The sequence below is a fragment of the Mycobacterium sp. SMC-2 genome, from assembly GCF_025263485.1.
Taxonomy (GTDB): domain Bacteria; phylum Actinomycetota; class Actinomycetes; order Mycobacteriales; family Mycobacteriaceae; genus Mycobacterium.
This window is the reverse complement of sequence record NZ_CP079863.1, coordinates 5,010,554-5,032,155: the sequence shown is the minus strand read 5'-3', so window position 1 is coordinate 5,032,155 and position 21,602 is coordinate 5,010,554. Positions and strand designations below refer to the sequence as shown.

The 21,602-nt window shown below is 68.9% G+C and carries 21 protein-coding genes; 15 read left to right on the top strand and 6 right to left on the bottom strand.

Annotated features, from left to right (window positions below):
• Positions 1-36: 36 nt before the first annotated feature.
• Complete coding sequence (locus KXD96_RS23535; protein WP_260740535.1) at positions 37-1,254, bottom strand: acetyl-CoA C-acetyltransferase; 1,218 nt, start codon at positions 1,252-1,254, stop codon at positions 37-39.
• A gap of 74 nt (positions 1,255-1,328) precedes the next feature.
• Positions 1,329-2,291: an SGNH/GDSL hydrolase family protein gene (locus tag KXD96_RS23530; RefSeq protein ID WP_260745522.1), complete on the bottom strand. Its 963-nt coding sequence runs from the start codon at positions 2,289-2,291 to the stop codon at positions 1,329-1,331.
• A 242-nt stretch (positions 2,292-2,533) separates the two neighbouring features.
• Here KXD96_RS23530 and KXD96_RS23525 point away from each other — a divergent pair, with 242 nt between their 5' ends.
• The 4 genes from KXD96_RS23525 (at position 2,534) to KXD96_RS23510 (ending at position 7,077) form a co-directional block, all read left to right on the top strand.
• Entirely contained in the window at positions 2,534-3,601 is a 1,068-nt protein-coding gene (locus KXD96_RS23525) for an alpha/beta hydrolase fold domain-containing protein (protein ID WP_260740533.1), read from the top strand.
• Between the two features lie 70 nt (positions 3,602-3,671).
• A complete protein-coding gene (locus tag KXD96_RS23520; RefSeq protein ID WP_260740531.1) occupies positions 3,672-5,066 on the top strand; it encodes a cystathionine beta-synthase in 1,395 nt (464 codons plus the stop codon).
• A gap of 102 nt (positions 5,067-5,168) precedes the next feature.
• The gene (locus KXD96_RS23515) at positions 5,169-5,885 is read left to right on the top strand and encodes an RDD family protein (RefSeq protein WP_260740529.1); all 717 of its coding nucleotides are present in this window, start codon (positions 5,169-5,171) and stop codon (positions 5,883-5,885) included.
• A gap of 31 nt (positions 5,886-5,916) precedes the next feature.
• Entirely contained in the window at positions 5,917-7,077 is a 1,161-nt protein-coding gene (locus KXD96_RS23510; RefSeq protein ID WP_260740528.1) for a cystathionine gamma-synthase, read from the top strand.
• 13 nt (positions 7,078-7,090) lie between these two features.
• Here the strand turns inward: KXD96_RS23510 and greA are convergent, their stop codons facing one another.
• Both greA and KXD96_RS23500 read right to left on the bottom strand, forming a co-directional pair.
• Positions 7,091-7,585 (bottom strand): transcription elongation factor GreA, encoded by a 495-nt coding sequence (greA, locus tag KXD96_RS23505; RefSeq protein ID WP_007168983.1) that lies wholly within the window; start codon positions 7,583-7,585, stop codon positions 7,091-7,093.
• Positions 7,586-7,798: 213 nt separating this feature from the next.
• The gene (locus KXD96_RS23500) at positions 7,799-8,233 is read right to left on the bottom strand and encodes a DUF4307 domain-containing protein (RefSeq protein ID WP_260740466.1); all 435 of its coding nucleotides are present in this window, start codon (positions 8,231-8,233) and stop codon (positions 7,799-7,801) included.
• Between the two features lie 114 nt (positions 8,234-8,347).
• Between KXD96_RS23500 and mca the strand changes: the two genes are divergently transcribed.
• From mca to KXD96_RS23480, 4 genes are read left to right on the top strand one after another with little or no spacing between them, the layout of a single operon-like run.
• A complete protein-coding gene (mca, locus tag KXD96_RS23495) occupies positions 8,348-9,220 on the top strand; it encodes a mycothiol conjugate amidase Mca (RefSeq protein WP_260740461.1) in 873 nt (290 codons plus the stop codon).
• Complete coding sequence (locus KXD96_RS23490; protein ID WP_260740460.1) at positions 9,217-9,525, top strand: hypothetical protein; 309 nt, start codon at positions 9,217-9,219, stop codon at positions 9,523-9,525. Before mca ends, KXD96_RS23490 begins: the two co-directional genes overlap by 4 nt.
• A complete protein-coding gene (locus KXD96_RS23485) occupies positions 9,512-11,524 on the top strand; it encodes a thioredoxin domain-containing protein (RefSeq protein WP_260740458.1) in 2,013 nt (670 codons plus the stop codon). Before KXD96_RS23490 ends, KXD96_RS23485 begins: the two co-directional genes overlap by 14 nt.
• A gap of 11 nt (positions 11,525-11,535) precedes the next feature.
• On the top strand, positions 11,536-11,907 hold the full coding sequence (locus KXD96_RS23480; protein WP_260740457.1) for a nuclear transport factor 2 family protein: 372 nt from the start codon (positions 11,536-11,538) through the stop codon (positions 11,905-11,907).
• 4 nt (positions 11,908-11,911) lie between these two features.
• Here the strand turns inward: KXD96_RS23480 and KXD96_RS23475 are convergent, their stop codons facing one another.
• On the bottom strand, positions 11,912-12,670 hold the full coding sequence (locus KXD96_RS23475; protein WP_260740456.1) for a hemolysin III family protein: 759 nt from the start codon (positions 12,668-12,670) through the stop codon (positions 11,912-11,914).
• 154 nt (positions 12,671-12,824) lie between these two features.
• Between KXD96_RS23475 and KXD96_RS23470 the strand changes: the two genes are divergently transcribed.
• The 3 genes from KXD96_RS23470 (at position 12,825) to KXD96_RS23460 (ending at position 15,705) form a co-directional block, all read left to right on the top strand.
• Positions 12,825-13,613 carry a (2Z,6E)-farnesyl diphosphate synthase gene (locus tag KXD96_RS23470; RefSeq protein WP_260740453.1) on the top strand — a complete coding sequence of 263 codons (789 nt, stop codon included), beginning with the start codon at positions 12,825-12,827 and terminating at the stop codon, positions 13,611-13,613.
• Positions 13,614-13,698: 85 nt separating this feature from the next.
• Positions 13,699-15,084 (top strand): hypothetical protein, encoded by a 1,386-nt coding sequence (locus KXD96_RS23465; RefSeq protein WP_260740450.1) that lies wholly within the window; start codon positions 13,699-13,701, stop codon positions 15,082-15,084.
• A 195-nt stretch (positions 15,085-15,279) separates the two neighbouring features.
• On the top strand, positions 15,280-15,705 hold the full coding sequence (locus tag KXD96_RS23460; RefSeq protein WP_260740448.1) for a hypothetical protein: 426 nt from the start codon (positions 15,280-15,282) through the stop codon (positions 15,703-15,705).
• Positions 15,706-15,721: 16 nt separating this feature from the next.
• On the opposite strand, the gene coaA is transcribed toward KXD96_RS23460, so the two are convergent.
• Complete coding sequence (coaA, locus tag KXD96_RS23455; protein ID WP_260740445.1) at positions 15,722-16,660, bottom strand: type I pantothenate kinase; 939 nt, start codon at positions 16,658-16,660, stop codon at positions 15,722-15,724.
• Positions 16,661-16,774: 114 nt separating this feature from the next.
• Here coaA and glyA point away from each other — a divergent pair, with 114 nt between their 5' ends.
• The 4 genes from glyA to KXD96_RS23435 all read left to right on the top strand — a co-directional run bounded on the left by glyA (position 16,775) and on the right by KXD96_RS23435 (position 21,512).
• Positions 16,775-18,055, top strand: coding sequence for a serine hydroxymethyltransferase (gene glyA / locus KXD96_RS23450; protein ID WP_260745521.1), 1,281 nt, complete (start codon positions 16,775-16,777; stop codon positions 18,053-18,055).
• 85 nt (positions 18,056-18,140) lie between these two features.
• Positions 18,141-18,968, top strand: coding sequence for an acyl-ACP desaturase (locus tag KXD96_RS23445; RefSeq protein WP_260740442.1), 828 nt, complete (start codon positions 18,141-18,143; stop codon positions 18,966-18,968).
• Between the two features lie 217 nt (positions 18,969-19,185).
• Positions 19,186-20,487, top strand: a complete 1,302-nt coding sequence (locus KXD96_RS23440) for a PhoH family protein (RefSeq protein ID WP_260740439.1) — start codon at positions 19,186-19,188, stop codon at positions 20,485-20,487.
• A 149-nt stretch (positions 20,488-20,636) separates the two neighbouring features.
• On the top strand, positions 20,637-21,512 hold the full coding sequence (locus KXD96_RS23435; protein ID WP_260740436.1) for a polysaccharide deacetylase family protein: 876 nt from the start codon (positions 20,637-20,639) through the stop codon (positions 21,510-21,512).
• Positions 21,513-21,602 lie beyond the last annotated feature (90 nt).

The window sequence follows — 21,602 nt, the reverse complement described above, 5'->3', positions numbered from 1 at the left end:
TGCGCTGACGGCGGGCCCGCGGGCGACGGTGCTCGGTCAGCTCAGCCGCTCGATGATCATCGCCATACCCTGCCCGCCGCCGACGCACATGGTCTCCAGGCCGAACGTCTTGTCGTGTGTCTGCAGGTTGTTGATCAACGTGGTCGCGATCCGCGCGCCGGTCATGCCGAACGGGTGGCCCAGCGCGATCGCCCCGCCGGACACGTTCAGCTTGTCCTCGTCCATGCCCAGCTCGCGCGCCGAACCGAGCACCTGAACCGCGAAGGCCTCGTTGATCTCGTAGAGGTCGATGTCGTTGATCGACATCTTCGCCCGCGCCAGCGCCTTCTTGCACGCCTCGATCGGGCCCAGGCCCATGATCTCCGGGGAGAGGCCGCTGACCCCGGTGGACACGATGCGCGCCAGCGGGGTCAGGCCCAGTTCCTTGGCCTTGGTGTCGCTGGTGATCACCAGCGCGGCGGCACCGTCGTTCAGCGGGCAGGCGTTGCCGGCGGTGACGGTGCCGTTGGGCCGGAACACCGGCTTGAGCTCGGAGACCTTTTCGTAGGTGGTGCCCGGCCGGGGTCCGTCGTCGGTGCTCACGGTGCTGCCGTCCGGCAGGGTCACCGGGGAGATCTCGCGCTCGAAGAACCCGCTCTTGATCGCCTCCTCGGCCCGGTTCTGGCTGCGCACCCCCCAGCGGTCCTGGTCTTCCCTGCTGATGCCGGTCAGGATGGCCACGTTCTCGGCGGTCTGCCCCATCGCGATGTAGACGTCGGGCAGCTTGCCGTCGGCGCGGGGATCGTGCCACTCGTCGGCGCCCGCGGCCGCGGCCTGCGAACGCTCCTGGGCCTCGTCGAACAGGGGGTTCTTGGTGTCGGGCAACGAGTCGGAGTTGCCCTTGCCGAACCGGGACACGGTCTCCACACCCGCGGAGATGAACGCGTCACCCTCGCCCGCCTTGATGGCGTGGAAGGCCATCCGGGTGGTCTGCAGCGACGACGAGCAGTACCGGTTCACCGTGGTGCCCGGCAGGAAGTCGTAGCCGAGCTCGACGGCGACCACGCGCGCCATGTTGAAGCCGGACTCGCCGCCCGGCAGGCCGCAGCCCAGGATGAGGTCGTCGATCTGGTGCGGGTTGAGCGCGGGCACCTTGTCCAGCGCCGCGCGCACCATCTGGGCGGCCAGGTCGTCGGGCCGAATGGAGACCAGCGACCCCTTCATCGCGCGGCCGATCGGCGAGCGGGCGGCAGAGACAATGACGGCTTCAGGCATGACGGTTCCCTTCATCCGGGCGAGCTCGCTTTAAAGACCGGGTGGTGACTCCACGCCGACGGGCTAGGACAAATCTAGTCGTTGCCGACCGGCGGGCACGAAGACGGGGCGGGTCGCGGTCCCGGGCGCCGCCACAGCCGCGACATCACGCTGGTTCGGGTGTGGCGCTGACCGAGCACCGGCGCGGTCGTCGATGCCGCCAACTCCAGCGGCGGCAGGTCGACCTCCTCGCCCAGCGCTTCGCACAGCGCGCGCAGCAGCGCGTCCGCGGCGATCGCGTATGCCGGGGCGGACGGGTGGTAGCCGTCCGGGGAGAACATCACGTGGGGCGTGGACCGGAACTGCGGTGTCAGCAGCTGCGCCAGCGGTACCGGCATGCCGCCGGCGGCCCGAACCGACGCGGCTTGGGCGCGCGCAAGTTGCGAACAACGCTCGTGTGCGAGCGAGCGGAGCGGCTGCGGGATGGCGGTGATGACGCCCAGATCCGGGCAGGTGCCGGCGATCACCACCGCGCCGCGGGCCCGCAGTTTGCGAACGCTCATCCCGAGGCGCTGCGCCGACTGGCTGACGCCGTTGAGGGCAGTCACGTCGTTGGCGCCGACCATGATCACCGCCGCATCCGGCGGCGGTCCGGCCACGAACATCGCGTCGACCTGACCGCAAACGCCCTTCGACGTCGCGCCGACGATGGCCTTTGTGCTCAGCCGGATCCGCTGGCCGGTCTGCTCGGCGAGGCCCCGCGCGATCCGCACCCCCGGCACTTCCTCGGCGCTCATGCAGCCGTAACCGGCGGCGGTCGAGTCGCCGAAGATCATCAGGCTCAGATCGAACGGCACACCGCGGCGCCACCGTTCCACCGGCCCGCCGCCGCGGCTGTACACGCCGTCGGCGCGCGGCGGGATGTCCCATGATTTCGGAATGACGGTGCGCGCGTGCGTCGCCTGGCCGACAAGCAGGTTGCGCGCCCCCAGATAGGCGGTTCCCGTGGAGGCGAGTGCGCCCGCTGTGGCCAGGGCGATCGCCGAACGGCGGGGCACCCGCATGGTCACGGAACCATTTTAGATCGGCTCGGATGTTTGCGGGGTCGGCTGACGAACAATCCGATCACGGCGCAAATCGATTTGGTATCGAATCAGACTATTCAAACGTTGCTCTAAGTGTTGCCTGTCAAGCTAATTCCGGGGAGTTGGCTGAGCGGCTTGAGCAAAGGGCTGAACCGGACGCCTAGCCGCCTCGTCACATGCTGTATCGCACTACAAAGGCGTAGGAAGTGTTGAGCATGAGCGCACCCGGCAAGGTATCCGGCTCGCCCCGGAATGCCATCCGGCCAGACCAAGTCCTGAGGGCCCGTCGCGCCGAGACGCGCAAGTTCGCGATGAGCGATGGCGCGCCGGTCGAGGTTCTCGAATCCGGGCCCAGCGTTGCTGCGCGGGTGGCCAACCTGACCTCGCGGGTGACGATCCGGCCGGTTCTGTCCGTCGGCAGCCACGTCCCCAACTTCCCCTGGCCCTGGGGCCTGATCGACCTGGCAGCCCGGGTGGTGCTCCCGGTGACGGCCACCGTCCGCGAGACGGTGAGGTTGCCCAACGCCTCGGCGCAGCTGGTGCGCGCGCCCGGCGTGCTGCCCGCCGACGGCACCCGCCGGGTGGTCGTCTACTTCCACGGTGGGGCGTTCCTGACGTGCGGGGCGAACTCGCACGGCCGGCTGGTGGAGGCGCTGTCGAAGTTTGCTGATTCGCCGATCCTGGTGGTCAACTACCGCCTGCTGCCCAAGCACTCGATCGGGATGGCTCTCGACGATTGCCATGACGGATACCAGTGGCTGCGGCTGCGCGGATACCCGCCGGAGCAGATCGTGCTGGCCGGCGACTCCGCGGGCGGCTACCTGGCGCTGGCGCTGGCGCAACGCCTCCAAGAGGAAGGCGAGGAACCGGCGGCGCTGGTAGCGATCTCGCCGCTGCTGCAGCTGGCAAAGGAATACAAGCAGGCACATCCCAACATCAACACCGACGCGATGTTCTCGTCCCGGGCGTTCGACGCGCTGGCCGAGCTGGTTGCTAGCGCGGCCGAGAAACGCAAAGTCGCGGGCGAGCCCGAGGAGATCTACGAGCCGTTGGAGCACATCAAGCCGGGCCTGCCGCGGACGCTGATCCACGTCTCGGGATCCGAGGTGTTGCTGCACGACGCACGGCTGGCGGCGAGCCGGTTGGCCGCGGTCGGCGTGCCGGCCGAGGTGCGGGTCTGGCCCGGGCAGATTCACGACTTCCAGCTCGCCGCGCCGATGGTGCCGGAGGCGGTTCGCTCGCTGCGCCAGATCGGCGAATACATCCGCGAGGCCACCGGGTAGCGCAACCGCTGCCGTCCGCCAAAGGGAAGCACATCGTGCAGCCCCGGAAGCTGCCTGACACGATGAACGCATGCGGATCGCCCAGCACATCAGTGAACTCATCGGCGGCACGCCGCTGGTTCGCCTGAATTCCGTCGTTCCCGACGGCGCCGGCACTGTGGCGGCCAAGGTCGAGTACCTCAACCCCGGCGGCAGCTCGAAGGACCGGATCGCGGTGCGGATGATCGACGCCGCCGAGGCGGCCGGGCTCCTCAAGCCCGGCGGCACCATCGTCGAGCCGACGTCCGGCAACACCGGCGTCGGCCTGGCGCTGGTGGCCCAGCAGCGTGGCTACAAATGCGTGTTCGTCTGCCCCGACAAGGTCGGCGAGGACAAACGCAACGTGCTGCTCGCCTACGGCGCCGAGGTGGTGGTCTGCCCGACGGCGGTGCCGCCGGAGCACCCGGACAGCTACTACAGCGTCTCCGACCGGCTGACCCGGGAGATCGACGGCGCCTGGAAGCCCGATCAGTACGCCAACCCGGAAGGCCCGGCCAGTCACTACGCCACCACCGGCCCGGAGATCTGGGCCGACACCGACGGCAAGGTCACGCACTTCGTCGCCGGCATCGGCACCGGCGGCACGATCACCGGCGCGGGCCGCTACCTCAAAGAGGTGTCGCGCGGTGCGGTGCGGATCATCGGCGCCGACCCCGAGGGCTCGGTGTATTCCGGGGGAACCGGGCGGCCCTACCTGGTCGAGGGTGTCGGCGAGGATTTCTGGCCTGCCGCGTACGACCGCACGGTGCCCGACGAGATCATCGCGGTGTCCGACTCGGACTCCTTCAACATGACCAGGCGGCTGGCCCGCGAGGAGGCGATGCTCGTCGGCGGGTCGTGCGGGATGGCGGTGGTGGCCGCGCTGAAGGTGGCGGAGGAGGCCGGACCCGACGCGCTCGTCGTGGTCTTGCTGCCCGACGGCGGGCGCGGCTACCTGGCGAAGATCTTCAACGACGCCTGGATGTCTTCCTACGGGTTCCTGCGCAGCCGTCTCGACGGGTCGACCGAACAGGCCAGGGTGGGTGACGTGCTGCGGCGCAAGTCGGGCGAACTGCCCGACCTGGTGCACACCCATCCGTCCGAGACGGTCCGCGACGCCATCGGCATCCTGCGCGAGTACGGGGTTTCCCAGATGCCCGTGGTCGGGGCCGAGCCGCCGGTGATGGCCGGCGAGGTGGCCGGCAGCGTCTCCGAGCGCGAGCTGCTGTCGGCCGTCTTCGAGGGCCGGGCGAAGCTGGCCGACGCGGTGTCACTGCACATGAGCCCGCCGCTGCCGATGATCGGCGCGGGAGAGTTGGTCAGCGCGGCCGGCAAGGCGCTGCGCGACTGGGATGCGTTGATGGTGGTCGAGGAGGGCAAACCGGTTGGGGTCATCACCCGGTATGACCTGCTGGGCTTCCTCTCGGAGGGGCCGCGACGACGCTAGCGGGGAGGCGGTTCGGCGTGCGCCGCGTTCTCGCCCGGCCGCTGCGCGCTCAGGTACTGTAATGCCGCCTGGTTCAGCTGGTCCGCAGTGGAAGGGTTGCTCATGACGGATCAACCGCCGCCCGGCGGCGCCTACCCGCCACCTCCCTCGTCGCCCGGGTCACCCGGTGGGCAGGAGACCCCGTCCGCTCCGCCGCCACCGCCCGGCGGTTCCTACCCGCCGCCGCCCCCGCCCGGCGGCTCCTACCCGCCGCCCCCGCCGTCCTCCGGTGGGTACGCGCCGCCACCTCCCGGACCGGCGATCCGCACGTTGCCGACGGAGTCCTACACGCCGTGGCTCACCCGGTTCGTGGCGTTCATCATCGACATCCTCCCGTACGCGGTCGTGCACGGTATCGGCACCGGGATCCTGGTCGCCACGCAGCAGACGGCGTGCGTTACCGACGTCACGCAGTACGCCGTCAACCAATACTGCGCGACGCAGAACTCGACCATCGGCATGGCCGCGCAGTGGTTGGCGTCGCTGGTGGGGCTGTTCTACCTGATTTGGAACTACGGCTACCGCCAGGGCACCACGGGGTCGAGCGTCGGCAAGTCGGTGATGAAGTTCAAGGTGGTCAGCGAGGTCACCGGCCAGCCCATCGGGTTCGGAATGTCCGTCGTGCGTTCCCTCGCGCACTTCGTCGACGCGATCATCTGCTTCATCGGTTTCCTTTTCCCGCTGTGGGATTCGAAGCGACAAACGCTGGCCGACAAGATCATGACGACGGTCTGCCTGCCGCTCGACGGAACCGAGCCACAGCCGGGCTGGTCCGGGTGACCGAGGTGGCCGTCGCCTAGGCTGATCGTCGATGAGCGCCGACCGCACCGGACACTTCACCGGACTCGCCACCAAAGCGATTCACGCCGGCTACCGGCCGGACCCGGCGACCGGGGCGGTCAACGCCCCGATCTACGCCAGCAGCACGTTCGCCCAAGACGGCGTCGGCGCGCTGCGCGGCGGGTTCGAATACGCGCGCACCGGAAACCCGACGCGCTCGGCGCTGGAGGCCTCGCTCGCGGCCGTCGAAGAGGGCGGCTACGGGCGGGCGTTCGGGTCGGGCATGGCCGCCGCCGACTGCGCCCTGCGGGCGATGCTGCGGCCCGGCGACCACGTGATCATCCCCACTGACGCCTACGGTGGCACCTTCCGGCTGATCGACAAGGTGTTCACGCGGTGGGGCGTGCACTACACGCCGGTGGCGCTGTCAGACCTGGACGCCGTCCGCGCTGCGATCACGCCGCACACCCGCCTGATCTGGGTGGAAACACCGACCAACCCGCTGCTGTCCATCGCCGACATCGCGGCCCTCGCCGAACTGGGCAAACAAACGTCGCTAAAGGTGTTGGTGGACAACACGTTTGCCTCGCCGGCGCTGCAGCAGCCGCTGACGCTTGGCGCCGATGTGGTGCTGCATTCGACCACGAAATACATCGGTGGCCACTCCGACGTGGTGGGCGGCGCGTTGATCACCAACGACGCGGAGCTGGACGGGGCGTTCGCGTTCCTGCAGAACGGCGCCGGCGCGGTGCCCGGCCCGTTCGACGCCTACCTGACCATGCGCGGGCTGAAGACCCTGGTGCTGCGGATGCAGCGACACAGCGAAAACGCTTGGGCCGTCGCGCAATTCCTCGCCGGGCACCCGGCTGTGAGCACCGTGCTGTACCCCGGCCTGCCGAGTCACCCCGGGCACGAGGTCGCCGCGCGGCAGATGCGCGGGTTCGGCGGCATGGTGTCGGTGCGCATGCGGGGCGGCAGGCAAGCCGCCCGGGATCTGTGCGGCGGCACCGAGGTGTTCATCCTGGCCGAATCGCTCGGCGGCGTCGAGTCGCTGATCGAGTACCCGAGCGCCATGACGCACGCGTCGACGGCCGGTTCGCAACTGGAAGTGCCCGACGACCTGGTGCGGCTGTCGGTCGGCATCGAAGACGTCGCCGACCTGCTGGCCGACCTCGACCAGGCGCTCGGCTAGTACGCCGGGCAGGCTAGGAGTGGTAGGGCTCCGCGCTGACCAGCGTGACCTCGACGGTGTTGCCGTTGGGCACGACATAGCTGCGGGTCTCGCCGACCTTGGCGTCGATCAGGGCGCCGCCCAGCGGTGAGTTGGGCGAATACACCTCGAGCTTGCCGTCGTTGACGCCCTCCTGGCGGGTGGCGATCAAGAACGTCTCGGTGTCCGACTTGTCGCCGTTGTAGTAGACCTTCACCACCGAGCCGGGCAATGCGACGCCGGACTGCTTGGGCGCTTCGCCGACCTTGGCATTGTTGAGCAGGTCCTGCAGCTGACGAATGCGGGCCTCCTGCTGGCCCTGCTCTTCGCGGGCGGCGTGGTATCCGCCGTTCTCGCGCAGATCGCCTTCTTCACGGCGGTCGTTGATTTCCGCGGCGATGACCGGACGGTTCGCGATCAACTGATCGAGCTCCGCCTTCAGCCGGTCATGTGACTCCTGGGTCAGCCACGTCACCGAAGTGTCCGTCATCTCGTCGTGCTCCTCGTGTTGTTGTTCCGCGTAACCGCGTAAGCCTGTTAAACCCCACCGCCGGGAGTATCCGGGTTCTCTCCCCGTGTGCCGCCGATCCGTTCTGCTCACGGCCTTAATGCAGCAATACACGGTCCCATCAGGAACCGTGCATTCACCCATGTTACCACCGCGCAAACAATTGATGACCCCAAATTCGCAGTTCGGATGTTGTCACGACGGCCGCAGATAGGCGGGCACGTCGGTGCCGCACCCGTAGATGTCGGCCATGACCGGCGGTTTGCTGGACTTCACCGTGGTGGTCAGCTGCACCGTGGCCGCCGCGGACGGTCCGACCAGCACCTCCCGCCTGCCCGTCTCGCTGCCGTCCCTGGCCCGGACCCGCACGATGCAGTCCACCGGCCGTGACGGGTCGGATCGCGTCACGCTGATCGTTACCGACGCCGTCTCGTCGTCGAGCACCCGATAGCCGGAAAGCGTCCCGCTCACGGCGCTGGTGCCCAGCCGCTGGTAGCCGACGACGGCGATCACCAGGCCCGCCGCCGCCACCAGCGCACCCAGGCCGATGACCACCCAGCGCCGCGGCACCCGCGGGCGCCCGGTCCGCCCGTAGCGGGCCCGCGGCGGGGAAGGGAAAGTCTCGGTCATGCCTGGGTATGCCTGAACGGTCGGCTGCCGGACACCGGCCGGCAGCATGCAACGATCTGAAGAACTGGAATTATAGGTTCGTAACCCGCGACCAGTGAACCGACAAGGGGGCACGTGAGCGAACTGCGGTTGATGGCGGTGCACGCCCACCCCGACGACGAGTCCAGCAAGGGCGCGGCCACCCTCGCCCGCTACGCCGACGAGGGCCACCGGGTGCTGGTGGTGACGCTGACCGGCGGCGAGCGCGGCGAAATTCTCAACCCGGCGATGGATCTGCCGGAGGTGCACGGCCACATCGCCGAGATCCGCCGCGACGAGATGGCGAAGGCCGCCGAGATCCTCGGTGTCGAGCACACTTGGCTGGGCTTCGTCGACTCCGGGCTGCCCCAAGGGGACCCGCCGCCCCCGTTGCCCGAAGGGTGCTTCGCGCTGGTGCCGCTGGAGGAGTCGGTCGAGTCCCTGGTGCGCGTGGTCCGCGAGTTTCGCCCCCACGTGATCACCACGTACGACGAGAACGGCGGCTACCCGCATCCGGATCACATTCGCTGTCACCAGGTTTCGGTCGGCGCCTTCGAGGCCGCCGGAGACTATCGGCGGTTCCCGGACGCGGGCGAGCCGTGGACGGTGTCCAAGCTCTACTACATCCACGGTTTCCTGCGGGCTCGGATGCAGTTGCTGCACGACGAGGCTCTCAAACACGGTCACGAACCGCCGTTCAAGAAGTGGCTCGAGCATTGGGACGCTTCGCACGATCCGTTCGAGTCCCGGGTGACGACGCGCGTCGAGTGCTCGGCGTATTTCAGCCAACGCGACGACGCGCTGCGGGCGCATACCACCCAGATCGACCCGGACCACGATTTCTTCGCCGCCCCCATCGAATGGCAGCAGCGGCTGTGGCCGACGGAGGAGTTCGAGCTGGCGCGTTCGCGGGTCCCCGTCCGGCTTCCCGAGGAGGACCTGTTCGTCGGAATCGAGGGTGACGGGTGAACCACCTCTATCTGATGGCGAGTGCGTTGGCCGACGGCACGCCGCAGCACACCGGGCCCGACTTCGGCAAGGCCAGCCCGATCGCGCTGCTGATCGTCGTGCTGCTGTTGATCGCCACGCTGTTGCTGCTGCGATCGATGAACCGGCAGCTGAAGAAGGTGCCCGAGTCGTTCGACCCCAAGCACCCCGAGCCCGATCAGGCCGCCGACGAGGGCACCGACGCGGTCGACGAGGCCGACGGAAACTCGCCGGGCCAGGGGAACGGACCGCAGCGGCCACCGGGACCCGGCGATGAGCCCGGCTGACGCTGCCACGACGAACACCCTCGGGCTGGCCACCAGCCCGTACTTGCGCCAGCACGCCGACAACCCGGTGCACTGGCAGCAGTGGGGCCCGCAGGCGCTGGCGGCCGCGGCACAGCGCGACGTACCGATCCTGCTGTCCATCGGCTACGCCGCCTGCCACTGGTGCCACGTCATGGCCCACGAATCGTTCGAGGACGACGAGGTGGCCGCCGCCATGAACGCCGGGTTCGTCTGCGTCAAGGTCGACCGGGAGGAACGCCCGGACCTCGACGCCGTCTACATGAACGCCACGGTCGCGCTGACCGGACACGGCGGCTGGCCGATGACGTGTTTCCTGACGCCCGACGGCCGGCCCTTCTTCTGCGGTACCTACTACCCGAAAGACGGTTTCCTCCAACTACTTTCGGCGGTGTCCGCCACCTGGCGGCAGCGCCGCGGCGAGGTGGAGGAGGCGTCGGATGCCATCGCGGGCGAGCTGCGCGCGATGTCGGCCGGGCTGCCTGGCGGGGGGCCGGACGTCGCGCCGGCGCTGTGTGACCGCGCGGTCGCCGCGGTGCTCGACGACGCGGACACGGTGCACGGCGGCTTCGGCGGCGCCCCCAAATTCCCGCCGTCGGCGATTCTGGAGGCGCTGCTGCGCAACTACGAGCGCACCGGGTCGGCGGCGGCGCTTCAGGGGGTCGCGCGCACCGGCAGCGCGATGGCCCGCGGCGGCATCTACGACCAGCTCGCCGGCGGGTTTGCCCGCTACAGCGTCGACAACGCTTGGGTGGTACCGCATTTCGAGAAGATGCTGTACGACAATGCGTTGCTGCTGCGCGCCTACGCGCACTGGGCCCGCCGGACCGGGGATGAGTTCGCGCGGCGAATCGCCGCGCAGACCGCGCGTTTTCTGCTCGACGATCTGGCCGACGGCGCCATGTTCACCTCGTCGCTGGACGCCGACGCCGACGGCCGCGAGGGTTCGACCTACGTCTGGACGCCCGAGCAGCTCACCGAGGTGCTGGGCCCCGACGACGGCGCTTGGGCCGCAACCGTTTTCGCGGTCACCGCGAGCGGGACATTCGAACACGGGACCTCGGTGCTGCAACTGCCGGCCGACCCCGACGACCCGCAACGATTCGAGCGGGTCCGGGCCGCCCTGCTTGCCGCCCGGCTCACCCGTACCCAGCCCGGGCGCGACGACAAGGTCGTCACGTCCTGGAACGGCCTGGCGATCACCGCGCTGGCCGAGGCCGGCGTGGCCATGGACGCGCCCGAGCTGGCAAAAGCCGCGCGGGACTGCGCGGCCGCGCTGCTGGGCTCGCACCTCGTCGACGGGCGGCTGCGGCGCGCCAGCCTGGGCGGGGTGGTCGGCGACAGCGCCGCCATCCTCGAGGACCACGCGATGCTGGCCACCGGCCTGCTCGCGCTCTATCAGCTGGACGCCGACGACCGGTGGCTGACGGCGGCAACCGACCTGCTCGACACCGCGTTGCGGCACTTCGCCGACGCGCGGCGGCCCGGTCGCTGGTTCGACACCGCCGATGACGCCGAGGCGTTGATGCTGCGGCCAGCCGACCCGCTGGACGGGGCGACCCCGTCGGGCGCATCGTCCATCACCGAGGCGCTGCTGACCGCGGCGCACCTGGTCGACGGTGATCGCGCGGAGCGGTACCTGCGGGCGGCGTCCGACGCGCTGCGCGAGCACTCGCTGCTGCTGGAGCGCGCGCCGCGGTCGGCCGGCCACTGGCTGGCCGTGGCGGAGGCCGCGGTTCGCGGACCGCTGCAGATCGCGGTCGCCTGCGATCCGTCGCGGTCGCCGCTGTTGGCCGCTGCGCGACGGCTGGCACCCGGCGGGGCGATCGTCGTGGGCGGGGCAAAAGACTCGTCGGCGCTGCTGGCCGGCCGGGACCGGGTGGCCGGCGCCGACGCCGCTTACGTGTGCCGCGGCCGGGTATGCGACTTGCCGGTCGCCACCGCCGAAGACCTCGCGGAGGCGTTGGCGGCGCCACGGTAGCGTGACGTTTCATGCCGAGCGCTGAACACATCACCGACACGGTCAACCGTTACATCGAACTGGTCGCCAAGGGCGGCTCCGACGAGTTGGTCGAGCTGTACGCCGATGACGCCACCGTCGAGGATCCCGTCGGCGGTGAGGTGCACATCGGCCGCCAGGCGATCCACCGCTTCTACTCGGCGCTCGACAATGGGCAGCGCGAATGCGAGCTGGTGACGCTGCGGGTCGCCGGCAACGAGGCGGCCTTCCATTTCCGCCTCACGATCGTCGCGGGGGAACACCGGATGGTGATCGAGCCGATCGACGTGATGGCGTTCGACGAGGACGGCAAGGTCGCCCACATGAAGGCCTACTGGTCAGCGGCCGACGTCACGCACTCCTAGCCGCTCAGTGCACCAGCCACGCCTGGTCACCGACGTAGAACACCGCGAACCACATCGCGATGTAGTGCAGGATCGCCGCGACCGCGGTGAACGCGTGGAAAAACTCGTGATAGCCGAACGTCCTGGGCCACGGGTCGGGCCAACGGAGCCCGTAGAAAATCCCGCCGGCGCTGTAGAGCACGCCGCCGACGGCTAGCAGCACCATTGCGGCCACGCCGGCCTTGTGCAGGATGGTCGGGCAGTACCACACGGCCACCCACCCCAGCAGCAGGTATAGCGGCACACCCAGCCAGCGCGGGGCCGACGGCCAGCACACCTTCAGCAGGATGCCCGCCAACGCGCCGCCCCACACGATCCACAGCACCTCCACGCCGGTCTGCTGTGGCATGGCCAGGCGCGCGAACGGCGTGTAGCTGCCGGCGATGAACACGAAGATCATCGAGTGATCGAGCCGCTTCATGCGATTTCGCGCCGCCTCCGACGCCCACTGCACCCGGTGATAGGTGGCGCTGACGGCGAACATCGCCACCGTGGCCGCCGCATAGACCAGCGTTGAATGACCGGCGCGCGGCGAGGAGGCCGCCCACGACACCGACACCAGCGTCGCGCCGGTGATGATCGCCAGCCACGCGGAGATGAAGTGGATCCAGCCGCGCATGCGCGGCTTGGCCAGCGCATGGGCGGTCCCCTCGACAAGCTGTTCGACGGTGTTGCCGGGGGTGATGGCCTCGGAATTGGCGGACGTGCTCGTCTGGCTGCTCATGTCTCCTGTGGCCTCGTCTTGCAGGTCGGGGAATTGCCAGTGGCTGCTTCACACCAACATTAATCGGGAACCGTCACGGCATGGTCTCCGTTCGCGGTGACATCGCCGGAATCGCAGGGGGCATTTGGTGTAACTCACAGTAGGCTGAATCTCCGTGGAAATTATCCCGCCGCGTCTCAAAGAGCCGCTGTATCGCGTCTACGAGCTGCGGCTGCGGCAGGGCCTGGCCTCCTCCAAATCCCATCTGCCCCGCCACATCGCCGTCCTGTGCGACGGCAACCGGCGCTGGGCGCGCGACGCCGGCTACACCGACGTCAGCTACGGCTACCGCATGGGTGCGCTGAAGATCGCCGAGATGCTGCGCTGGTGCCAGGAAGCCGGCATCGAAATGACCACGGTGTACCTGCTGTCCACCGAGAATCTGCAACGCGACCCCGACGAGCTGGCCGGACTCATCGAGATCATCACCGATGTCGTCGAAGAGATCTGCGCGCCGGCCAACCGCTGGAGTGTGCGCACCGTCGGCGATCTCGAACTGCTCGGCGAGGAGCCGGCCCGGCGGCTGCGCGGCGCGGTGGAGTCGACGCCCGTCGTGGCGCCGTTCCACGTCAACGTCGCCGTGGGTTACGGCGGCCGCCGCGAGATCGTCGACGCGGTGCGGGCGTTGCTGAGCAAGGAGCTCGCCAACGGCGCGTCCGCCGAGGAGCTCATCGACGCGGTCACCGTCGACGCCATCTCCGAAAACCTTTACACCTCTGGGCAACCCGATCCCGACCTGGTCATCCGCACGTCGGGCGAGCAACGCCTGTCGGGTTTCCTGCTGTGGCAGAGCGCGTATTCGGAGATGTGGTTCACGGAGGCGCACTGGCCCGCGTTCCGCCGGGTCGATTTCCTACGCGCGCTGCGTGACTACAGCCAGCGGCACCGCAGGTACGGCAAGTAGCGGCGCGGCGTAGCCGGGCGCTGGGGCTACCTCCCGCTTGCGGGGGACGGGTCGGCACGAAGCGGGGAAGTGACAAACTAGGTGCATGGCTGCGCTGTCGGCGGTGGTGTTCACGCTGAGCGGGTGGCTCGGGTTGTACCTGCTGGCCCGCGATCCGCGGAAGCCGGTGCTGGTGCTGGCGGCGATCGGGCTGTGCGGCTTCGCCTTCGTGGTGGGGCTGGATGCCGTGCGGACCGCCAGCCCCGCGTACGCGCAGCTGCTCAGTCGCGTTGAGATCTACCTGGTGACCATCCCCGGCATCGCGTGGTTCGCGGTGCTCCTCGAACTGTCCCGGCCCGGCGACGGCTCCAGGGCGCGCACCCGCGAGGTGTTGCTGGTGGCGGGGGTCGCGGCGCTGACTCTGTTCGGGGCGATGCTGGCCGGCAGCGTCGATGGGCCGCTGCGGGCGGGCCACTGGGTGATGTTCGCAGTGATCTCGGTATCTACCTTCGGCGCGATGGCCGTGGCGTTGCGGCAGCCGCGCCGGCCGCGGTCGGCCGTCGGGCTCGCCGTCGTCGCCACCCTGTTCTTCGCGCTGGGCAATGCCATCCTGATCATTCCGCTGGGCCTGGTGCCCAGCTGGGTGGCGCTCGCGTCGACGAGTCTCGACGTCCTCTCGCTCGGCATCGCCGTCGCACTGTGGGACGCGTTCGACGAGGGCCAGGCATTGCGCGCCGACATGCTCCGCTCGTTCGCCGGTTCGGTGGTGGTGGCGGTGTTGTTCGGCGGCCAGGCGTTGATCGGGCTGGCGCTGACCCGCGATGACGTCGCCGCGCAGACCGCGCTAACCGTGCTGCTGTTCACCAGCCTGGCTGTCGCGATCGCCGTGCAGGTGCTCGCGGATCCGCTGGCCGGGGTGCTCGACCGGCTGGCATTCTCGAAATCGCCTGCGCTGCGGGAGGATCGGGCGGCGCTGCGGAACACCGGCGCGGCGCTGCCGTTGCGGTCGGTGGACCCGCTTGGCCACGTCGACGACGTCACGTTCACCAGGCTCACCCGCCGCGCCCTGGGGCACTACGCCGACCTGAGCAAACTGGTCGCCAGCCCGTTGACCGCCCTGCCCGTCATCGACGAGCGGCTCGCCGCCCGGGGCGCACCCGACCACCCGCTGGAGCGGGCCAACGAACTCAAGGCGGTTCTCGCCGAAGCCATCGGGCGGCTCAAACCCCGCGACGCCGGCGATTTCGGCACCACCGAGCAATGGCGCCACTACAACTCGCTGTATTTCCCCTACGTTGTCGGCGTGCGCGCCTACGCGCAGAACGCCACCGCCGCCGGATTGGATCCGACCGCCCGCCGGGCCTGGCAGTGGTTGGTCACCGAGGTGCCGCAGCGCTCGCTGCACAACTGGCAGAACGCCGCCGCCCGGCTGATCGCCGCCGATCTGCGCGGGCGGGTCCCGGTGGCCCAGCGACTAGCCCGGAATCTGTGACTGCTGGGACGCCTGAACACCAGACTGGCGTCTGTCGAATAACAATCGAGATTCGGACCCGCAAACGGGAATAGCCGAGCGAACCCGCTGGTCTTTTTATCCGTGGCAGTGGTTGGCAGTGCCACGAGTCGATATGGCAGTGCGCCGGAGGCACGCTGATGTTCGACCCAATTCGCCGACGCGAGGAGTAATCACATGACGTATGCATCTGGCGCATCCGGTCTGGCAACCCGACCCCTGTACGACGCGACCGACTCGCTGTTGCGGTTCGCCATGCGCGCCGACGCCACGTTGACGGGCCTGTGCGGTTTGGCCATCGCCGTTTTCGCCGACCCGCTTGCGTCGCTGACGGGCCTGACGTCGCTGCAGGAGTACGGCCTCGGCGCCTTCTTCGTGCTCGGCGGATTGGTCGTGTTCCTTCTAGCGGCGGCGCCGAACCTGCGCCGCGTGGGAACCGGTGTCGTCGTGGCCAATGTGGTCTTCACGCTGGGCGCGATCGTGGCCGCCGAAGCGCTGCCGTTGTCCGCGACCGGGATTGCCGCCATGCTGGCCGCCGGCGTGTACACCGCGGCGTTCGCCGGACTGCAGTACCTGGGGCTGCGTCGTCTACCGGCGGCGTGACCGCCGCGTTCGCTGCTCAGAGCTTGCGCAGCCGTAGCCGGTTGATGGAATGGTCGGCGTCCTTGCGCAGCACCAGGGTGGCCCGGGGCCGGGTCGGCAGGATGTTCTCGACCAGGTTGGGGCGGTTGATCGACCGCCAGATCTCGCGCGCGGCGGCGACGGCCTTGGTGTCGTTGAGGGCCGAGTAGTGGTGGAAGTGTGACTCCGGGTCGGCGAAGGCGGTGCCGCGCAGCGACAAGAATCGCGATACGTACCACTGCTCGATGTCTTCGATCCGGGCGTCCACATACAGCGAGAAGTCGAACAGGTCCGACACCATCAGGGTGGGACCGGTCTGCAGGACGTTGAGGCCCTCCAGGATCAAGATGTCGGGGTGGCGGACGATGTGCTTGGCCCCGGGGATGATGTCGTATTTCAGGTGCGAGTAGACGGGCGCGCACGCGTAGTCTGAGCCGGATTTGACCGACGTCACGAACCGCATCAGCGCCCGGCGGTTATAGCTTTCCGGGAAACCCTTGCGGTGCATCAGGTTTCGCCGATCGAGTTCGGCGTTCGGGTAGAGGAAGCCGTCGGTGGTCACCAGGTCGACCCTGGGGTGGTGATCCCAGCGGGCCAGCAGGGCCTGCAGCACGCGGGCGGTGGTTGATTTGCCCACCGCGACGCTGCCGGCAACGCCGATGACGAACGGCACCGGCCGGTCGGGGTTTTGTTGCGGCTCGCCGAGGAACTCCGCCGTGGCGGCAAACAACCGCTGGCGAGCGGCGACCTGAAGGTGGATCAACCGGGACAGCGGCAGGTAGACCTCTTCCACCTCGAGCAGGTCGATCTGCTCGCCAAGACCGCGCAGGCCAACCAATTCCTCTTCGGTGAGGGCCAGCGGCGTCGACATGCGAAGCGCGCGCCATTGCTTTCGGTCGAACTCCACATAGGGGCTCGGCTCGCTAAGCCGTGGCATAGAGCAAGTGTCGCAGGGGCGGACGCGCGCCCGACGGCTGGGCTGGCTAAACCTTCGCTGGATAGACTGGCGCCCGTGACTGCTGCACCCGACGCCCGCCCGTCCACCTCCGTGATGTCCGCCCCGCTCGCCGAGGTCGACCCCGACATCGCCGAGCTGCTCGGCAAGGAGCTGGGTCGCCAGCGCGACACCCTGGAGATGATCGCGTCGGAGAACTTCGTGCCGCGCTCGGTGCTGCAGGCCCAGGGCAGCGTCCTGACCAACAAGTACGCCGAGGGGCTGCCCGGGAGGCGCTACTACGGCGGCTGCGAGTACGTCGACGTGGTGGAGAACATCGCCCGCGACCGCGCCAAGGCCCTGTTCGGCGCGGACTTCGCCAACGTGCAGCCGCACTCGGGCGCCCAGGCCAATGAGGCGGTGCTGCATGCGCTGATGACGCCGGGGGAGCGGCTGCTGGGCCTCGACCTCGCCAACGGCGGCCACCTGACGCACGGGATGAAGCTGAACTTCTCCGGCACGTTGTACGACGCCGGTTTCTACGGGGTGGATCCCACGACGCACCTGGTGGACATGGACGCGGTGCGGGCCAAGGCCCTCGAGTTCCGTCCCAGGGTCATCATCGCCGGGTGGTCGGCCTACCCGCGGGTGCTCGACTTCGCGGCGTTCCGGTCGATCGCCGACGAGGTCGACGCCAAGCTCTGGGTGGACATGGCGCACTTCGCGGGCCTGGTCGCCACGGGCCTGCACCCCTCGCCGGTGCCGGCCGCCGACGTGGTGTCCACGACGGTGCACAAGACGCTCGGCGGCCCGCGTTCGGGCCTGATCCTCGGCAAGCAGGAGTACGCCAAGTCGACGAACTCGGCGGTGTTCCCGGGTCAGCAGGGCGGACCGCTCATGCACGTCATCGCGGCCAAGGCCGTCGCCCTCAAGATCGCCGGCACACCGGAGTTCGCCGACCGTCAGCGCCGCACGCTGTCGGGCGCCCGCATCATCGCCGATCGGCTGTTGGGCGCCGATGTCGCCAAGGCGGGCGTGTCGGTGGTCAGCGGCGGAACCGACGTCCACCTGGTGCTGGTGGACCTGCGCGACTCCCCGCTGGACGGCAAGGCCGCCGAGGACCTGTTGCACGAGATCGGCATCACGGTCAACCGCAACGCGGTCCCCAACGACCCGCGGCCGCCGATGGTGACATCGGGCCTGCGGGTGGGCACGCCGGCGCTGGCGACCCGCGGCTTCGGGGATGCGGAGTTCACCGAGGTCGCCGACGTCATCGCCACCGCGCTGGCGGCCGGCACCGCGGCGGACCTGTCCGCGTTGCGGCAGCGGGTGACGCGGCTGGCCCGCGATTTCCCGCTGTATGAGGGTCTCGAGGAGTGGACGCTGGTCGACCGCTAACCGGCCAAAAGGACCAAAGTCACCAGTTCCCGCGACACGGGCCGGGCGATTTCACGAACCTGTGTACGCGGGTTACAGTAACCGCATGGCACAGAAACCTGTAGCTAACGCGCTGACCCTGGAACTCGAGCCGGTGTGCGAGGCCAACATGGACCGCCACCTCAACACCGAGGAACTTTGGTTCGCTCACGACTACGTGCCGTTCGACCGCGGCGAGAACTTCGCGTTCCTCGGCGGACGGGACTGGGACCCGTCCGACGCGACGCTGCCCCGGCCGTACACGGACGCCTGCGAGATCCTGCTGCTGCTCAAGGACAACCTCGCCGGGCATCACCGTGAACTGGTAGAGCACTTCATCCTCGAAGACTGGTGGGGCCGCTGGCTGGGCCGGTGGACCGCGGAGGAGCACCTGCACGCCATCGCGCTGCGCGAGTACCTCGTGGTGACCCGCGAGGTCGACCCGACCGCCAACGAGGAGGCCCGGGTCCAGCACGTCATGAAGGGCTACCGCGCGGACACGTACACGCAGGTGGAAACCCTGGTGTACATGGCGTTCAGCGAGCGCACGTACGCCGTCTTCTGCGAGAACCTGGCGGCGAAGCTCGAGGAGCCCATCCTGGCCGGGCTCATCGACCGGATCGCGCGCGACGAGCGGCGGCACGAACTCTTCTTCTCCAACCTCGTCGAGCGCTGCCTCTCCTACACCCGCGACGAGACCATCGCGGCGATCGCCGCCCGCGCGGCTGACCTGCAAGTGCCCGGCGCTGACATCGAGCCCTATCGCGACAAGCTGCGCAACGTCGCCGCGGCGGGCATCTTCGACGAACAGCAGCTGCGGCAGGCGATCTCGGATCGCATCACCGCATGGGGTGTGGCCGACGAGCCCGCCCTCAAGCCGTTCGTCATCGGCTAGCCGATCTTCGCGCCCGGCGCTCGTCGTCGGCGCGCCTGCGCTGCCGCGAAGCGGCGACGAGAGTAGCGTCGATCCCGATGGTCAGCGTCATGCTCTGCTGCCAGGGCGGCACCTCCCGTCATCACAACGGAAGGACCGGCCCCGGTCCTGGTGTCGCAGTTCCCGCCGACATGCCCGTGCGGGTCCGCGCGGGCTCATCCCGCTCGAGGAGCGCTACGTGACCGAAATCCGGACCTACGTGATCGACACCTCCGTGCTGCTGTCCGACCCCTGGGCGTGCAGCCGGTTCGCCGAGCACGAGGTGGTGGTCCCGCTGGTGGTGATCAGCGAACTGGAGGCAAAACGGCATCACCACGAGCTGGGCTGGTTCGCCCGTCAGGCGTTGCGCCTGTTCGACGATCTGCGGCTCGTGCACGGACGGCTTGATCAGCCGATTCCTGTTGGGACACAAGGCGGTTCGCTTCACGTAGAGCTCAATCACACGGATCCCGCGGTGCTGCCCGCCGGTTTCCGCAGCGACAACAACGACTGCCGCATCTTGAGTTGCGCCGCCAACCTCGCCGCCGAAGGCAAGCGAGTTACGTTGGTCAGCAAGGACATTCCGCTTCGCGTCAAGGCCGCCGCGGTCGGGCTGGCCGCCGACGAGTATCACGCGCAAGACGTGGTGGCCTCCGGGTGGTCGGGCATGCGCGAGATGGAGACCGCCGCCGATGACATCGACGCGCTGTTCGCCGAAGGCGAGATCGATCTGGCTGAAGCCCGAGACCTACCTTGCCACACCGGGATTCGGCTGCTAGGCGGCAGCTCGCATGCGCTAGGCCGGGTCAACGCGGACAAGCGCGTCCAGCTGGTTCGCGGCGACCGTGAGGCATTCGGCCTGCGGGGCCGGTCCGCCGAGCAGCGGGTGGCGCTCGATCTGCTGCTCGACGAGTCCGTGGGCATCGTGTCCCTGGGGGGCAAAGCCGGCACCGGCAAGTCGGCGCTGGCGCTGTGCGCGGGCCTGGAGGCCGTGCTGGAACGGCGGACCCAGCGCAAGGTGGTGGTCTTCCGCCCGCTGTACGCCGTGGGCGGCCAGGAGCTGGGTTATTTGCCCGGCAGCGAGAGCGAGAAGATGGGCCCCTGGGCGCAGGCGGTCTTCGACACGCTCGAGGGCCTGGCCAGTCCGGCCGTCCTGGAGGAGGTGCTCTCCCGGGGCATGCTCGAGGTGCTGCCGCTGACCCACATCCGGGGCCGGTCGCTGCATGACTCGTTCGTCATCGTCGACGAGGCGCAGTCCCTGGAACGCAACGTGTTGCTGACGGTGCTGTCCAGGCTGGGCGCCGGGTCGCGGGTGGTGCTGACGCACGACATCGCCCAGCGCGACAACCTGCGGGTCGGCCGGCACGACGGGGTCGCCGCGGTCATCGAGAAGCTCAAAGGACACCCGCTGTTCGCCCACATCACCCTGTTGCGCAGCGAGCGGTCGCCGATCGCGGCCCTGGTCACCGAGATGCTCGAGGAAATCGGCTTACCGCAGTGACGGCGCCCGGCATCGGGTGGGCATCCTGGGCTTTCGGTGTGCGGCCAAGGCGGAAAAACCGTTCGGATCCCGCCCTGACTGCACGCTCGAAGCCCTGACGGCACCCTCGACGGCCCGATCGCGCACTTGAGGCCAGGTACGCTCGCAACGTGCCGAAAAGACCCGACAGCCAGGCCTGGCGCTATTGGCGCATGGTTGTCGGTGTCGCCGCGGCCGCTGCGGTGCTGGTCATCGGCGGGCTGACCGGTCATGTGACGCGCGCCGACAACCTCAGCTGCTCGGTGGTCAAGTGTGTCGCGCTGACATTCGACGACGGGCCGAGCCCGTTCGACGAGCGACTGCTGCAGATCCTGAAGGACAACGACGCGAAGGCGACCTTCTTCCTGATCGGCAACAAGGTGGCGGCCAATCCGGCGGGTGCCAAGCGGATCGCCGATGCGGGGATGGAGATCGGCAGCCACACATGGGAACACCCCAACATGACGACGATTCCAGCGGACGACGTCGCCCCGCAATTCGCCAAGGCCAACGACGCGATCACCGCCGCCACCGGGCGGACGCCGACGTTGTATCGCCCCGCGGGCGGACTGTCCACCGATGCGGTCCGGCAGACCGCGGCCAAGTTCGGGCTGGCCGAAATCCTCTGGGATGTCATCCCTTTCGACTGGGCGAACGACTCGAACACGGCGGCCACCCGGTACATGCTGATGACGCACATCAAGCCGGGTTCGGTGGTGTTGTTTCATGACACCTACTCGAGCACGGTCGATCTGGTCTACCAGTTCCTCCCGGTGCTCAAGGCCAACGGCTACCGGATGGTGACGGTCAGCGAGCTGCTCGGCCGGCGGGCGCCCGGCAGCAGCTACGGCAGCCGGGAGAACGGGCCACCCGCCAACCAACTCCGCGACATCCCGGCCGGTGACATCCCGTCGCTGCCTAACACTCCGTCGCCCAAGCCGATGCCCAACTTCCCGATCACCGACATCCCGGGTCAGAACTCGGGCGGGCCGAACAACGGTGCCTAGCGCAAGCTTGCGGACACGCGCGGCCGACTGGGTTTCCAGCCGGCGCCCGCCACCCGCGGCGGTGCAACGAAAGTCCGCCCGCCGGTTGGT